The organism is Pseudomonas sp. 10S5, assembly GCF_035019745.1.
Classification (GTDB): Bacteria; Pseudomonadota; Gammaproteobacteria; order Pseudomonadales; family Pseudomonadaceae; genus Aquipseudomonas.
This window is the reverse complement of sequence record NZ_JASJVL010000023.1, coordinates 1-14,613: the sequence shown is the minus strand read 5'-3', so window position 1 is coordinate 14,613 and position 14,613 is coordinate 1. Positions and strand designations below refer to the sequence as shown.

At 54.3% G+C, this 14,613-nt stretch carries 18 protein-coding genes; 6 read left to right on the top strand and 12 right to left on the bottom strand.

Going from position 1 to position 14,613, the window contains the following annotated elements; genetic code table 11:
- Nucleotides 1-13 precede the first annotated feature (13 nt).
- The 4 genes from QN378_RS20695 (at nucleotide 14) to QN378_RS20680 (ending at nucleotide 3,489) form a co-directional block, all read left to right on the top strand.
- Nucleotides 14-1,825, top strand: a complete 1,812-nt coding sequence (locus QN378_RS20695) for a penicillin-binding protein activator (protein WP_322205348.1) — start codon at nucleotides 14-16, stop codon at nucleotides 1,823-1,825.
- Nucleotides 1,825-2,196, top strand: coding sequence for a YraN family protein (locus QN378_RS20690; protein WP_407074089.1), 372 nt, complete (start codon nucleotides 1,825-1,827; stop codon nucleotides 2,194-2,196). The genes QN378_RS20695 and QN378_RS20690 overlap by 1 nt, the downstream gene beginning before the upstream one ends.
- Nucleotides 2,197-2,320: 124 nt before the next feature.
- Nucleotides 2,321-2,914, top strand: a complete 594-nt coding sequence (locus QN378_RS20685) for a phosphoheptose isomerase (protein ID WP_322205350.1) — start codon at nucleotides 2,321-2,323, stop codon at nucleotides 2,912-2,914.
- On the top strand, nucleotides 2,911-3,489 hold the full coding sequence (locus QN378_RS20680; RefSeq protein WP_322205351.1) for a BON domain-containing protein: 579 nt from the start codon (nucleotides 2,911-2,913) through the stop codon (nucleotides 3,487-3,489). Before QN378_RS20685 ends, QN378_RS20680 begins: the two co-directional genes overlap by 4 nt.
- A 134-nt stretch (nucleotides 3,490-3,623) precedes the next feature.
- On the opposite strand, the gene QN378_RS20675 is transcribed toward QN378_RS20680, so the two are convergent.
- The 7 genes from QN378_RS20675 to rplM all read right to left on the bottom strand — a co-directional run bounded on the left by QN378_RS20675 (nucleotide 3,624) and on the right by rplM (nucleotide 8,526).
- Nucleotides 3,624-4,040: a ClpXP protease specificity-enhancing factor gene (locus QN378_RS20675; RefSeq protein WP_322205352.1), complete on the bottom strand. Its 417-nt coding sequence runs from the start codon at nucleotides 4,038-4,040 to the stop codon at nucleotides 3,624-3,626.
- 17 nt (nucleotides 4,041-4,057) lie between these two features.
- Nucleotides 4,058-4,675 carry a glutathione S-transferase N-terminal domain-containing protein gene (locus QN378_RS20670; protein ID WP_322205353.1) on the bottom strand — a complete coding sequence of 206 codons (618 nt, stop codon included), beginning with the start codon at nucleotides 4,673-4,675 and terminating at the stop codon, nucleotides 4,058-4,060.
- Between the two features lie 176 nt (nucleotides 4,676-4,851).
- On the bottom strand, nucleotides 4,852-5,631 hold the full coding sequence (locus tag QN378_RS20665; protein ID WP_322205354.1) for a cytochrome c1: 780 nt from the start codon (nucleotides 5,629-5,631) through the stop codon (nucleotides 4,852-4,854).
- Nucleotides 5,631-6,842 carry a cytochrome bc complex cytochrome b subunit gene (locus tag QN378_RS20660; protein WP_322205355.1) on the bottom strand — a complete coding sequence of 404 codons (1,212 nt, stop codon included), beginning with the start codon at nucleotides 6,840-6,842 and terminating at the stop codon, nucleotides 5,631-5,633. Before QN378_RS20660 ends, QN378_RS20665 begins: the two co-directional genes overlap by 1 nt.
- On the bottom strand, nucleotides 6,839-7,435 hold the full coding sequence (gene petA / locus QN378_RS20655) for a ubiquinol-cytochrome c reductase iron-sulfur subunit (protein ID WP_322205356.1): 597 nt from the start codon (nucleotides 7,433-7,435) through the stop codon (nucleotides 6,839-6,841). The genes QN378_RS20660 and petA overlap by 4 nt, the downstream gene beginning before the upstream one ends.
- Nucleotides 7,436-7,690: 255 nt before the next feature.
- Nucleotides 7,691-8,083 carry a 30S ribosomal protein S9 gene (gene rpsI, locus QN378_RS20650; protein WP_322205357.1) on the bottom strand — a complete coding sequence of 131 codons (393 nt, stop codon included), beginning with the start codon at nucleotides 8,081-8,083 and terminating at the stop codon, nucleotides 7,691-7,693.
- Between the two features lie 14 nt (nucleotides 8,084-8,097).
- A complete protein-coding gene (rplM, locus tag QN378_RS20645; protein WP_297846182.1) occupies nucleotides 8,098-8,526 on the bottom strand; it encodes a 50S ribosomal protein L13 in 429 nt (142 codons plus the stop codon).
- 557 nt (nucleotides 8,527-9,083) lie between these two features.
- On the opposite strand from rplM, the gene QN378_RS20640 reads away from it, so the two are divergent.
- Nucleotides 9,084-10,004, top strand: a complete 921-nt coding sequence (locus QN378_RS20640) for a GlxA family transcriptional regulator (protein WP_322206932.1) — start codon at nucleotides 9,084-9,086, stop codon at nucleotides 10,002-10,004.
- A gap of 86 nt (nucleotides 10,005-10,090) precedes the next feature.
- On the opposite strand, the gene zapE is transcribed toward QN378_RS20640, so the two are convergent.
- The 3 genes from zapE to QN378_RS20625 all read right to left on the bottom strand — a co-directional run bounded on the left by zapE (nucleotide 10,091) and on the right by QN378_RS20625 (nucleotide 13,293).
- Entirely contained in the window at nucleotides 10,091-11,185 is a 1,095-nt protein-coding gene (gene zapE / locus QN378_RS20635; RefSeq protein ID WP_322205358.1) for a cell division protein ZapE, read from the bottom strand.
- Nucleotides 11,186-11,252: 67 nt separating this feature from the next.
- Nucleotides 11,253-12,596 carry a tryptophan--tRNA ligase gene (locus QN378_RS20630; protein WP_322205359.1) on the bottom strand — a complete coding sequence of 448 codons (1,344 nt, stop codon included), beginning with the start codon at nucleotides 12,594-12,596 and terminating at the stop codon, nucleotides 11,253-11,255.
- A gap of 67 nt (nucleotides 12,597-12,663) precedes the next feature.
- Nucleotides 12,664-13,293, bottom strand: coding sequence for an alpha/beta hydrolase (locus QN378_RS20625; RefSeq protein ID WP_323550978.1), 630 nt, complete (start codon nucleotides 13,291-13,293; stop codon nucleotides 12,664-12,666).
- Between the two features lie 145 nt (nucleotides 13,294-13,438).
- On the opposite strand from QN378_RS20625, the gene QN378_RS20620 reads away from it, so the two are divergent.
- On the top strand, nucleotides 13,439-13,873 hold the full coding sequence (locus tag QN378_RS20620; RefSeq protein WP_322205361.1) for a YhcB family protein: 435 nt from the start codon (nucleotides 13,439-13,441) through the stop codon (nucleotides 13,871-13,873).
- Nucleotides 13,874-13,988: 115 nt separating this feature from the next.
- Here the strand turns inward: QN378_RS20620 and QN378_RS20615 are convergent, their stop codons facing one another.
- Complete coding sequence (locus QN378_RS20615) at nucleotides 13,989-14,366, bottom strand: hypothetical protein (protein ID WP_323550979.1); 378 nt, start codon at nucleotides 14,364-14,366, stop codon at nucleotides 13,989-13,991.
- Nucleotides 14,367-14,414: 48 nt separating this feature from the next.
- Nucleotides 14,415-14,613 (bottom strand): DUF2931 family protein (locus QN378_RS20610; RefSeq protein WP_323550980.1); only part of this gene is annotated, 199 nt, incomplete at its 5' end.

Genomic DNA, 14,613 nt, shown 5'->3' with positions numbered 1-14,613 from the left:
CAGGATCACATACATGATCGCTTGCCTGCGCCTGTTCACCGCCCTTTGTCTCGCTGCCCTGTTGGCGGCGTGTGCCAGTTCGCCGTCGTCGACCCTGGGCGAACTTCCTCGCACGCCCGACGCCAGCATCGAGCAATTGCTCGAACAAGCCGCTGCCGCCAAAACCCCCGATCAAGCCGCGTCGCTAAGGCTGAGCGCGGCCGATCAGGCCAATCGACAAGGGGACGTGGGCCGAGCCGCAAAAATTCTTGAGCAAGTTCCTGTTGATCAGCTCAAACCTGCACAACAGGTCTACGCGAGCACTCTTTCCGCTGAGCTGGCCCTGGGTCGCAACCAACCCAAGGTTGCTCTGGCAGCGCTAAGCCACCCAAGCCTGCTGCGCTTGGGCGAACTGCCTATTGATCAGCAAGTTCGCACCGGCCTTGTTCAGGCGCGCGCACTGGAAGCCGACGGACAAATCCTGGCCGCCGCCAGCCAACGGGTATTTATCGCGCCGCTACTTAAAAACGGCGATGCCACAGCCAACCACGAAGCGATCTGGTCGCTGGTTTCCCAGTTACCGCCTGAGCAACTCCAAGGCTCTGGCAACGGTGACCTTGCGGGCTGGCTGAGCTTGGCCCTGGCGGTAAAAACCGCCGGTACGCTGGAGCAGCAGCAAGCCGCGATCGATACCTGGAAAGCACAAAACCCGCAGCATCCGGCCGCTCAGCAATTACCACTTCCGCTGATTGCCCTCAAGGCATTAGCCAGTGCCCCGCTGACCAAAATTGCGTTGTTACTGCCACAAGACGGCCCGCTAGTTTCGGTGGCCCGGGCACTGCGCGAAGGCTTTATGGCTGCGCACTATCAAGCTCAGCAAGCGGGACAAAAGCCCCCCGTCATCCAAGTGTTCGATAGCTCACGCCTGACTTCGCTTGACGATTTCTACCGTCAGGCCAAAGCGTCCGGCGTGCAACTGGTAATTGGTCCGCTGGAAAAACCACTGGTTAAACAGTTAAGCAACCGTCCACACTTGCCTATTACAACGCTGGCACTTAACTACAGCGATTCTCGTCAAGCGGGGCCACCGGAACTGTTCCAGTTTGGCCTTGCCGCTGAAGACGAAGCCAGGGAAGTGGCGCGCCGCGCCTGGGCCGATGGCAAGCGGAGCGCTGCCGCCATGGTGCCGAGAGGTGAATGGGGTGACCGTGTTCTGGACGCCTTCCGTCAAAGCTGGCAAGCATTAGGCGGCACGTTCATCGTCGCCGAGCACGTAGACCAACCGGTCGCCCTCGCCCAGCAAATTGCTGACATGTTCCAACTGCGCAATGTCGATGCCCGCGCCAAAAGCTTGCAAAATACTGCAGGCGCTCAAGCACCTCAGCCAACGCGTCGCCAAGACATTGATTTTATTTTCCTGGCCGCCACGCCTCAGCTAGCGCAGCAGATCAAACCGACGCTGGTGTTCCAATATGCTGGTGATGTGCCTGTGTATGCGACCTCCCAACTGTTTACTAACAGCGGCGATCAAGCGCAGTACAAGGACTTGGAAGGCATTCAATTCTGCGATACCCCATGGCTGCTGAACACCAGTAATCCGCTGCATCAGCAAGTGATCGCGCAATGGCCACAAGCGGCCGGGAGCCTGGGTCGGTTGTACGCCATGGGAATCGATGCTTATCGCTTGGCACCGCGTCTGACACAACTCAAAGCGTTGCCTGACACTCGCCTGGATGGCGAGTCCGGCAGATTAAGTCTGGGCCAAGGGCAGCGTGTAGAACGGCAACTGCCATGGGCTCAATTTGTCGGCGGCCAGGTTCATCGCCTGCCAGACACCGCGCATTGATACCTGTCGCACCGCATTTGAGGGCCGGGCGTGAGGCTGAGGCATTCGCCCTGACATATCTTCAGCAGCAGGGATTAAGCCTGATCGCGCAGAACTGGTTATGCCCACGCGGCGAACTCGATCTGGTAATGCTTGATGGCGATACAGTAGTATTCGTCGAAGTGCGCTATCGGCGCCACGCAGGCTGGGGTGGCGCGCTTGAAAGCGTCGATGTTCGCAAGCGCGAAAAACTGGCTATGGCCGCTCAATATTTTCTGCAACAAGCGTCACACTGGGCTGACTCACCTTGCCGCTTTGATGTGATTGGCATTAATGGCGACCCTGGCAAGGAACCCTCATTAAATTGGCTCCAAAATGCATTTGACAGCTAGACCAGGCGGCAGGACTTGTCGAACCTGGATGCCTGATTTTCGAATGAAACACCTATACCGATTTTGCTTTGCAGGCTGCACATTGTTTGTGCCTGGAGCAGTTGCCCTACTTAAGGTCACATAGATGGACATGCAATCCCGAATTCGCCAGCTTTTCCAAGCCAGTATCGACACCAAACAGCAGGCGATGGAGGTTCTTGCACCCTACATTGAGCAAGCCAGCCAAGTGATGGTCAATGCGCTGCTCAATGAAGGTAAAATGCTTTCTTGCGGCAATGGCGGCTCTGCGGGTGACGCTCAGCATTTTTCTTCGGAATTGCTCAACCGCTTTGAACGTGAGCGCCCTAGCCTGCCGGCCATTGCGCTAACCACCGACACCTCAACCATTACCTCGATTGCCAACGATTACAGCTACAACGAAATCTTTTCCAAACAGATCCGTGCGCTGGGTCAGCCGGGCGATGTGCTGCTAGCTATTTCCACCAGCGGTAACTCGGCCAACATTATTCAAGCCATCCAGGCCGCACATGATCGGGAAATGGTTGTCGTAGCTATGACCGGTCGCGACGGTGGCAACATGGCGTCGCTGCTGCTGCCGGAGGACGTGGAGATCCGCGTTCCGTCCAAAGTCACTGCACGTATTCAAGAAGTCCACCTGCTGGCGATCCACTGCCTCTGCGATCTGATCGACAGCCAACTGTTCGGGAGTGAAGAATGACACCTAATCGCCTAAGCCTACTGGCTCTGACACTTTGCCTGGGTCTCAGCGGATGCAGTTCGGTCCTGACTGCCACCCGCGATACGCCGATCCAGGATGACCGTGGCACTCGCACGTTCGGCAGCAAAATTGACGACTCTCTGATCGAGACCAAAGTTGCGGTCAACGTCGCCAAGGCTAATCCTGACTTGGATGAAGGCTCGCACATCATTGTGACCAGCTTCAACGGCATCGTACTGCTGGCAGGCCAGACACCCCGCGCGGATCTGAAATCCCTTGCTGAACAAGCCGCAGCTTCGGTTCAACGGGTGAAAAAGGTCAACAATGAACTCCAGATCATGGCACCGTCTTCCATACTGGCGCGCAACAACGATGCTTGGTTAACCACCAAGATCAAAACGCAAATGTTGACGGACAACACTATTCCAGGCTCGCGTATCAAAGTCGTGACTGAGAACGGCATCGTTTACCTGCTGGGTCTAGTGACTCAACAAGAAGCCACCCGCGCTACCAACCTGGTCCAAGGCGTATCGGGCGTGCAGAAGATTGTGAAGCTGTTTGAGTATATTGATTGATCTGACCGTAGATACCGCCTCGACTGCGCCCACGTTGCGCTTACGCAGCGAAGGCCAAGATGGTGTCTGTTACTTCCAACAAAAAACGCCGACATCTCTGTCGGCGTTTTTTTGTTTCAAAAAGCTGAGTTCGATTATTTGACCACTTTCAGGCTCGGTCTGCCTGTCGGTCGCGGTGGTTCGCTTTCCGGTGGCGGTCCTTCATCATCAGGATCGATATCTTCATCAACGTCTTCAAGGGCCGGTTCTACTTCAAAAACCATACCCTGACCGTTTTCCCGGGCATAAATACCTAGAATCGCGGCAATAGGAACGTACAACGTGTGCGGAACACCGCCGAAACGACCTTCGAAACTGACAGCATCGTTATCCATGTGCAGATGACGCACAGCACTGGGCGACACGTTTAAAACGATCTGACCATCATTGGCAAAGCCCTGAGGGACCTGCACTGACGGGTATTCCGCATTAACCAGCATGTGCGGGGTGCAATCGTTATCTACGATCCACTCATACAGAGCACGAATCAGATAAGGGCGACTGGAGTTCATCAACGGCTCCTTAAGCCTTAGCGCATATCACGTTCAGCACCAGACAGACTTGTCTGGAAAGCCTCACGTGCAAATTGGCGCTCCATGTAATCAAGCAGCGGTTTCGCTTGCCGAGGCAATTCTATACCCAGGACCGGAAGACGCCAAAGTATCGGCAACAGGCAACAATCAACTAGGCTTTGATCTTCGCTGAGGAAAAAAGGCTTGTCAGCGAACAACGCAGAGACACCGGTCAAACTTTCACGCAGCTCTTTACGCGCCTGAACGCGAGCAGGTTCTTTACTGCGTGAATCCAGAATCAGATCCACCAAACCACACCAGTCGCGCTGAATACGATGAATCAGCAGGCGGCTATTGGCGCGGGCTACAGGATAAACCGGCAACAAAGGGGGGTGCGGATAACGCTCATCCAAGTATTCCATCACCACCGTCGACTCGTACAAAGCCAAGTCGCGATCGACCAGCGTTGGTACGCTGCCGTACGGATTAACCTCGATCAATCTTGGCGGATGACGACCCGTCACAACATCAATGATCTCAGCGCTGACACCTTTCTCGGCGAGCACAATGCGCACGCGGTGGGAATAGTGGTCGGCGGGGTCGGAGTAACAGGCCAACCGATTGGTCACGCCCATGGCGGTCCTCCTCGCTTGTAAAAGTTTTCAGAAGCAGAAAAACGAGCGCGCCCAAGGGGCGCCTCCAAAAACGACTACGGGGGCAGACAACCACAGAAGCGGTCACTTGCCCCACGCTCGTTTTTCGGAGAAACACCCTAGGGCGCGGCTCGTTAACAGCAGGGGTTACAGCATAATCAATGGACGTCTTTCCAGTATTCGCGCTTGAGTAAATACGCGAAGACGAAGAAGAAGGCCAAGTAAAGCAATACATAGGTTCCGATGCGCTGATGCTGCAGCTTCACCGGATTTGCCGAGTAAGCGAGGAAGGTTACAAGATTTTTGATCTTCTCATCGAACTGTTCTTCATTTAGCGAACCGGTTTTCGGCAATACGGTCAATTGATCGCATGCTTCATGGGTCAATGGAGAACCTGTCAGAGGGTCGAACTGCTTCTTCCCATCCTCAACGATTTGCATTTGCTTACAGCCGATAACCTGACGACCTTGCAGACCAGCCAGTACGTTAGGCATACCGACGTTCGGGAAAACCTTGTTGTTCACCCCCCAAGGACGTGCAGGGTCTTCATAGAACGAGCGCAGATAGCCATAGAGCCAGTCAGTGCCGCGGACACGAGCCACCAGGGTCAGATCGGGCGGAGCCGCGCCGAACCAGGCTTTAGCGTCAGCAGGCTGCATGCCGATGGACATGTGATCGCCAATCTTGGCGCCCGTGAATATCAGCTTATCCAGCATCAAATCGTGGGGAATACCTAGATCGTCAGCCACACGCTCATAGCGCTGGAACTTGGCACTGTGGCAACCCATGCAGTAGTTGGCAAACGTACGTGCACCATCCTGCATGGCCGCTTTGTCAGAGACGTCAATATCAACATGCTCTAACTCTGGACCGTGCTCTGCCGCATAGGACACAACGGGCAGAAGAGCAAAAATCAATACAGCAAATAGCTTTTTCATCAGCCAGTCACCCTTTCTGGAACCGGTTTGGTCTTCTCGAGCCGGGTATAGAACGGCATCAGAATGAAGTAGGCGAAGTACAGGAACGTACAAACCTGCGACAGAATCGTGCGCTCTGGTGTTGGCGGTAGAACGCCCAGCACGCCGAGAATTACAAATGCCACGCAAAACACCAGTAACCAGATCTTGCTCAACCAGCCTTTATAACGCATCGATTTGACCGGGCTACGATCAAGCCATGGCAACACGAACAGAACGGCAATTGCAGCACCCATGGCAATAACGCCCATGAGCTTGTCCGGTATAGCACGCAGGATCGCGTAGAACGGCGTGAAGTACCAAACCGGAGCAATGTGCTCAGGGGTCTTGAACGCGTTAGCTACTTCAAAGTTAGGTTTCTCGAGGAAATAGCCGCCCATTTCAGGGAAGAAAAATACGATCGAGCAAAAAATGAACAGGAACACCACGACGCCGACGATGTCTTTCACGGTGTAGTACGGATGGAAGGGAATGCCGTCCAGCGGTATGCCGTTTTCGTCTTTGTGTTTCTTGATGTCTACACCGTCGGGGTTGTTGGAACCCACTTCGTGCAGTGCAAGAACGTGCAACACCACCAGACCCAGAATGACGATCGGCAACGCCACGACATGCAACGCAAAGAAGCGGTTCAGGGTAATACCTGAAATCAGGTAGTCACCACGGATCCATTGAGTCAGGTCACCACCGATGACAGGAATCGCACCAAACAGCGAGATAATTACCTGAGCGCCCCAATAGGACATCTGACCCCAAGGCAGCAGATAACCCATGAATGCTTCAGCCATCAGCGCCAAGTAGATCAGCATCCCGAACAGCCAGACCAGTTCGCGCGGCTTCTGATACGAACCGTAAAGCAGTCCACGGAACATGTGCAGATAAACCACGATGAAGAACGCAGATGCACCTGTTGAGTGAAGCAGGCGCAGGATTGAGCCATATTCCACGTCACGCATGATGTATTCGACAGAAGCGAACGCCTCTTCAGCCGATGGCGTGTAGCTCATGGTCAGCCAAACACCAGTAACGATCTGATTGACCAGCACCAGCAGCGCCAGTGAGCCAAAAAAGTAAAAAAAGTTAAAGTTTTTTGGGGCGTAGTACTTGCTGAGATGGTCTTCCCACATTTTTGTGGCGGGAAAGCGCGCATCTACCCAGTCCATGAACTTACTCATGACGCTTTCTCCTGATCGACGCCGATGACGATAATGCTGTCCGACTCATAGGAATGCGGCGGCACAGGCAAATTCAAGGGTGCCGGTTGAGACTTATAGACACGCCCGGCCAGATCGTAGTGCGAACCGTGGCAGGGGCAGAAATAACCACCGACCCAATCCTTGCCTAGATCTGCAGGAGCTACTTCGGGACGGAACGTCGGCGAACATCCCAAGTGCGTACAAATACCGACCAGCAACAAAATCTCTGGTTTGATCGAACGCATTTCAGGGTCGACGTAAGTCGGTTGCGAGGAGTTCTTTGAAGTGGGATCGGATAATTGCCCTTCGATCTTTTTCAGGTTCCCTAAAATCTCTGCGGTACGACGGACAATGAATACCGGTTGGCCACGCCATTCGGCAATCATTTGTTGTCCGGGCTCGACCTTGCTGATATTCACCTTTACCGGTGCACCTGCGGCTTTCGCCTTGGCACTGGGAAACCATGACCCCACGAACGGGACCGCCGCCCCCACCGCTCCTGCTGCACCAACCACGGATGTGGCTGCTACGAGGAAGCGACGCCGGCCTGCATTCACGCCGTCATTGCTCATTCCGTCCTCTCCCATCAGCTCTATGGCCTGTTTGATCAGGCGTCTACTTAATAAATATCTAGAACGGTGTAAAAATCCTGCCGGATGGTAATGAAAAGCCCCTCAATTGACAAGGTAATTACCATCACCCAATGGTCTCAAGCCTTATAACACGCGGCACCCAGACATGTGGCACGTTGTCACACCAAAACCGAGCGCCCATAAAAAAACGCCCAGATCCTAAAAGGAACTGGGCGCTTAGAAAGTAGCAGCGAATTAACGCTTCGAGTACTGCGGACGCTTACGCGCTTTACGCAGACCGACTTTCTTACGTTCTACTTCACGAGCATCACGAGTAACGAAGCCAGCTTTGCGCAGAGCGCCACGAAGGGTTTCGTCATACTGCATCAGAGCGCGAGTGATGCCGTGGCGAATTGCGCCCGCTTGACCACTTGTGCCGCCACCGATAACAGTGATGTAGATGTCGAATTTTTCGGTAGTCTGAGTCAATTCCAGCGGTTGACGAACTACCATGCGGGCAGTTTCGCGACCGAAGAAACCGTCAAGAGTACGGTTATTGATAGAGATGTTGCCAGTACCTGGACGCAGGAAAACGCGTGCAGTTGCGGTCTTGCGACGGCCAGTGCCGTAATTTTGAGTCGCCGACATAATGAACTATTCCGTTAAAACTTCAGTTCTTGGGGCTGCTGAGCAGTATGAGGGTGTACAGCGCCCGCATAGACTTTCAGCTTACGATACATGTCGCGACCCAGCGGGTTCTTAGGCAGCATGCCTTTAACCGCGGTCTCGATCACGCGCTCTGGGGCTTTAGCGATCAGCTTTTCAAAGTTGATCGACTTGATCCCGCCCGGAAAACCAGAGTGAGAGTAGTAGATCTTATCGGTGGTTTTAGCACCGGTAACACGGATCTGCTCAGCGTTGATAACGACGATGTAGTCGCCTGTATCTACGTGCGGAGTATATTCCGGTTTGTGCTTGCCACGAAGACGGCTCGCGATCTCGGTCGCCAGACGACCCAGTGTCTGACCAGCAGCGTCGACGACGAACCAGTCGCGCGTAACTGTTTCCGGTTTAGCAGTAAAAGTTTTCATTCTTTAATAGCCTCAGGGGCCGCCCTGATAAATTAGACGGCGGATCTTACTGAATAGTGCGTACTTTGACAAGGTCAAAGGCGGCCGGGAACAGACGCTGTCGGGGGCTCGGGTCGGCGCGTCCGTAATACGGCAAGATTCTTCGGCAGACGGCGCATCACTTCCACTGCAAAGAGCTGCGGAATTATGCAGATTTCGAAAAAAATCTCAAGCAGCTTTTGCAATTCACCCTGAATTCAGAGGTAGAAAGTGATGACATACAGTTTTAATCGACGAAATCAGACCATTCCAGATCCATTCCGCTCGACTTCCTCCGATTGAAACGAGCTCCAGCAATCATGTCACCCCCATCAGAAAGCCAAAACCCGGAATACATTTCGGAGCCTGAGCCCATGACCTGCACGAGGACACTGGACACATACAACAAAAAATAAGACGATCCCGCCGTCGCCTGACCACTTTCCCATATAAGAAAAAGAATTATGCCTACCCAGCTCTCCGCGCCATTGCGGCGCGTCAGCATCCTGGCCATCGATGGGGTATTCGCCTCGACCCTGATGCAAGCCAAAGATTTTTTCCACCTCGCCAGTCTGCGCTATGGAAAACAGCTCGGCCAAGGCCTAAAGACCACCTTCGAAACTCGAATCGTTAGCCCAAACGGCCTTCCTGTGCGCAGTTTCAGCGAGGTCATGCTGCCGGTGGAGGGAGGTCTAGAGCAGAGCGATGTGATTATCCTGCCGGCGTTTTGGGATAATTTCGATACGTTGTGCCAGCGATATCCCCAAGTGTTGCCGTGGTTACGCGAACAACACGCTAAAGGCGCCGTACTATGCGGCGAGGCCAGCGGGGTGTTTTGGCTAGCGCAATCGGGCTTGTTGGACGGCAAAGAAGCGACTACTTACTGGCGTGCGTTTGCGGAATTCGGGGAACGATTCCCACAGGTATTGCTCAATCAGGAAAAACACCTGACCGACGCCGATAACCTGTATTGCGCTGGCGGCACTACCTCAGCCTGCGACCTCTACATTTACCTGATCGAACGTTTCTGCGGGGCCAATGTTGCTCAAGCCGTGGCGCGCGACATTCTTTACGAAGTGCAGCGTAGCTATGTGCCGGGACGGATGGGTTTCGGCGGGCAAAAACTGCACCATGACGTGATCATTCTGCAGATTCAGCAATGGCTAGAAGAGCACTTTGCCGACAAGTTTCGTTTTGAAGACGTTGCGCGTGAGCACGGCATGAGCATTCGCAACTTCATGCGACGCTTCCAGACCGCTACTGGCGACAAACCGCTGCACTATCTGCAACGCTTGCGCATTGAAACCGCCAAGGGCCTGCTCTCGGGCACACGCAAAAGCATCAAGACGATTAGCTATGAAGTCGGTTACGACGATGCCAGCTTCTTTGCACGGCTGTTTCGTCAACACACGGAATTGTCACCGAATCAGTACCGCCAGCAATTTTTGCAGGCAGCCTGAGGGCAGTTACAAGCCATAAGTTTCAAGCTACAAGCTACAAGCTAATTCCTTCTTGCAGCTTGAAGCTTGTAGCTCGCAACTCTCCCCTAGGGTTTATGCGCCCGAGACAGGAACTCATGGGATTGCATTTCCAACAGCCGACTCAGGGTGCGCTGGAACTCGAAGTTCAGACGACCCCCGGTATACAAATCCTTGAGCTCGACTTCAGCTGAGATGATCAGCTTGACGTTACGATCGTAGAATTCGTCGACCATGTTGATGAAGCGGCGGGCGATGTCGTCAGTTTTGACACTCATCTGTTCGACGCCGCTGATTAATACTGCGTGAAATATTTTGCCGAGTTCGATGTAATCGTTTTGGCTACGTGGACCGTCACACAGTTCACGAAAGTCAAACCAGGCCACGTCATCGCAGGTAAGCATCGCCCGAATTTCGCGGTTTTCAATCATCAGCACATCGTCTTTGGTCGCTTGAGTGCATTCCGGGGTCAGCGCTCGGAAGCTCTTGCGTAGGCTTGCTTCGGCGGCTTCGTTCAGCGGGAAGTGAAACAACTCCGCCTGTTCCAAGTGACGCAAACGATAGTCGACGCCACTGTCGACGTTGACGATGTCAGTGTTGAGCTTGATCAAGGCAATAGCCGGCAAGAATCGCGCGCGCTGTAAACCGTCCTTGTATAAACCGTCCGGGACGATGTTCGACGTCGCGACCAAGGTCACGCCGTTCTTGAACAGTTCTTCCATCAGGGTGCCAAGGATCATGGCGTCGGTGATGTCTGAAACGAAAAACTCATCGAAACAAATTACCCGCGCCTCATCGGAAAAGCGCTTGGCGATAATGATCAGCGGGTTTTTCTCGCCATTGAGGGTTCTCATCTCTTCGTGCACACGCTTCATGAAGCGGTGAAAGTGAGTTCGGACTTTCTCCTTGAACGGCAGGGCTTCAAAGAAAGTGTCGACCAGGTACGTCTTTCCTCGGCCAACGCCCCCCCAAAAGTACAAACCTTTGACGGGCACCTGCGACTTCTTGCCGAACAGCTTGCCCAGCAGACCCGGCTTACTGTTGTGCGCGGCGACCAGATCGTCGTACAGGCGTTGCAGATGGCGCACAGCAGTTTCCTGCGCGGCATCATGGAAGAAGTCGGGGCGTTTCAGATCAGCTTGATATCGTTCTAGGGGGGTCATATTTGTTAACAAGGCGACAAAAACGGGCCGCCACTGTAGCGACGGCCCTTGGAAATGGCAATCAGACCTATTGCGATGCCAACGCCCGCTTCAGATTTTCGATGGCCGCGTCGCGCGCTGCGCCGTCGACAAACTCAGGACTGTCCGCCACACATGAATCGTTTAGCCATAACGTGAAGCGATCATCCTCGCTGCGCAGGTCCAGCTCGCCACCCAACTGCAGCTGCTTGCTGACTGCACCCGCCGCCTTGCCATCAGCGAACGTGCGCGATAACAACAATTGCTCACCGTCGGCGGCCAGCAGGCGAAAACGGAAGCTGCCATCGTCTTCACGGAAGCTGATAAACCGCACACCTTTGGCGGCTTTTTTTTTCCCGCTGTCAACGTTTTGCACAACGCTGCGGAACGACCGCAGGCCAACCGCCTCACGTAACTCGCCGAGGAAAGGCGTTGCGACGGCGCGGGCCTTTACAGCACCGGCGAGCAGAATATCTTCCAGATCGGCTGGACGCGCCATAAAACCATGATAACTCTCGCGAGCCTCGCCCAGCTCAGCGTCAAGCAGCGTGAACAAACGTTGCTTGGCCTCGCCCCAACCCAGGCCCTGCAACAGCTCTGAACGGAACTCAGCGCCTTGCTCCAGGGTGGCAAAAGCCTGATAGAGGGTGAACAGGTGCGAATTGTCCGGATCCTTAGCTTCGCCCGGCGCACGCGAGTCGGTGACGATCTGCGAAATCGAGGCTTTCATCTCTTTGGCACTGCTGAACAACGGAATGGTGTTGTCGTAGCTTTTCGACATCTTGCGACCATCCAGGCCGGGTAGCGTGGCAACGCTTTCTTCGATCAGCGCTTCGGGCATGACAAAAAACTCTTTGCCCTGCCCAAATAGGTGGTTGAAACGCTGACCAATGTCCCGGGCCATTTCCACGTGCTGAATCTGATCGCGGCCAACCGGCACTTTGTGCGCATTGAACATCAGGATGTCAGCCGCCATCAGCACCGGGTAGCTGTACAAACCCATGGTGATACCGGCGTCCGGGTCTTCACCGGCTTCTACGTTTTTGTCTACCGAGGCTTTATAAGCGTGTGCACGGTTAAGCAATCCTTTAGCCGCCACACAGGTCAACAACCAAGTCAGCTCAGGAATTTCCGGGATGTCGGACTGGCGATAGAACGTGACCCGATCGACATCAAGTCCCGCAGCCAACCAAGTCGCTGCGATTTCCAGACGTGAACGCTGAATGCGCAGCGGGTCATCACATTTGATCAGCGCGTGATAGTCGGCAAGGAAGTAGAACGAATCAGCATCGCTCTGGCGGCTGGCGATGATCGCCGGGCGAATGGCGCCGGCATAGTTGCCCAGGTGCGGCGTACCGGAAGTAGTGATGCCGGTCAGGATACGAGTGGTCATGGCTAGTCGCTGCTTATTAGAGTAGGGCAGGTTGGGCGCTTACAGAATCAGGCGCTTCTGGCTGCAATTAATTCGAAAGGCGTGGCAAGACCAAGTCTTTAAGGTCGGTTAGCTTGCCATGAAAAAAGTGTCCGCATTCTGCCACTTTCAGCAGCTCATGGGGACGCTTGAGAGCGGCGGACCAATCGTAAACGGTCTGCGGATCGATCACCTCGTCGGTTTCAGGTTGAATCAAGGTTATCGGACAGTTTTGCGGCACTGGGTGATCGGCGCTGAGTCGAGTGACCGCCGCCGCCACCATGAATAAATGCGCCAACTTCTCACCCCTGGCTTCCAAGCGTCCGCCAAGACTGGCCGCGACAAAACCACCAAACGAAAAGCCCAGCAGGGTCATTGGCAAGTCGAGGTGTTTATTACGCAACCACTGCGCTGCGGCTTGGGCATCATCGACTTCGCCAGCCGCCATGTCGTGGCTGCCCGCGCTGGCGCCAGTCCCGCGATAGTTGAAGCGCAAGGTGATCAAACCCGCATCGCGTGCAGTTCGCTGCAATGTCGATACGACTTTATTCAGCATGGTTCCGCCCTGCACCGGGTTAGGATGGCAGATCAGCGCCAGACCGCGAGCACCTTCGGTATTAAGGTAAAGGGCTTCGATTTGGCCGACTGGGCCATCAATCAATACAGGGGTTTCGCGCATGAGCAAAAATGAACTCCGTGACCTCGAATTGGGTCGACTCGTCTAGCTGATTGTCTGTGTCTGGCATATCCGAGAGCGTCTCGCGGTATACAGCGCAGGTTCGAGCCGTTAACGTAAAGCAAAGCCGTTTATAGAGGAAGGACTCGTGGAACACTCGCTCTTAGTTTGGTTGTTGCCGACTATCGCCCTGGTCGCAGGTGTGGTCATTGGTTTCCTGGTCGCACGTCTGCTACCCAACGCCGCACCGAGCAGCACCCAGCGTCAGCTGGATGATGTGCAGGAGCGCTTCAATAGTTATCAGAACGAGGTAGTCACCCACTTCAACAGCACGGCGAACCTGGTGAACAAGCTTTCGCAGAGCTACCAAGAAGTACAGGATCACCTTGCCGATGGTGCCAACCGCCTGGCCCTGGATGAGCAGACGCGTCAGCGCTTACTCGCCAGCTTACACGCGGACACCACTCAAGCACCTCGGGATCGCCTGACCCCACCGCGCAACTCTGAAGCGCCGAAGGACTACGCGCCCAAGACCCCGAATGCACCCGGCATGCTGGATGAGCATTACGGTTTAAAAAAGTGATGTGAGCGACACGCATCAACAAAAAGCCCGCCGTTCAGAGTGAACTTTGAACGGCGGGCTTTTTTTGGAGTTACATACGGTCGGGCCATACTCTCGCAGTCAACATGGGCTAACCCTATTCCGAGGCCTGACGTTTTGGCAATTTGACGTAACAGCCACGCGATTCTTCGATAGTTAGGCAATCGTCTCCGACAACCAATACCATCTCGTCGAAGAACTGGCTGATGTCATTTTCGCCGTTCAAGCCCTCGTTATTCCGGCGCAACGTTAGCCGTTGTCCGTCTTGTGACCATTTACCCTTTGCATAACCGTCAGCGGAGCCATATTCAACGACGGCTTCAAAGTTATCGCCCTCTTGCAGCGACAGCTGCGAGGCCATTTCCATGACCCCTTGTAAATAATAGTTGCCGATTAAATCGTTGGATGGCGCGTTATCAGCATGGGAGCAGGAGGCCAGGAATAGAGCTGAAACGAGTAGGACGATTCCTTTCATTTGTTTCTCCGGGGTTGTGAATACAAGAGTTGAGAGGTTGACCGGGGATCACCAACTGCCATACGGAATGCCGAAGCGTTCGATGTATTGCTTCGAGTCCTTGGTTTGTTGGAAGTAGTGCCCGTTTGATTTGCCTAGGTCCGGGCCTAAGGGTTCTATCCCCACTTGGGCGCGGTTGAAGGCGACTCGGCGTAAACACTCATCCCACACCCACACTTGCACGATACCGCCGGGTGCAAGCCCCAGG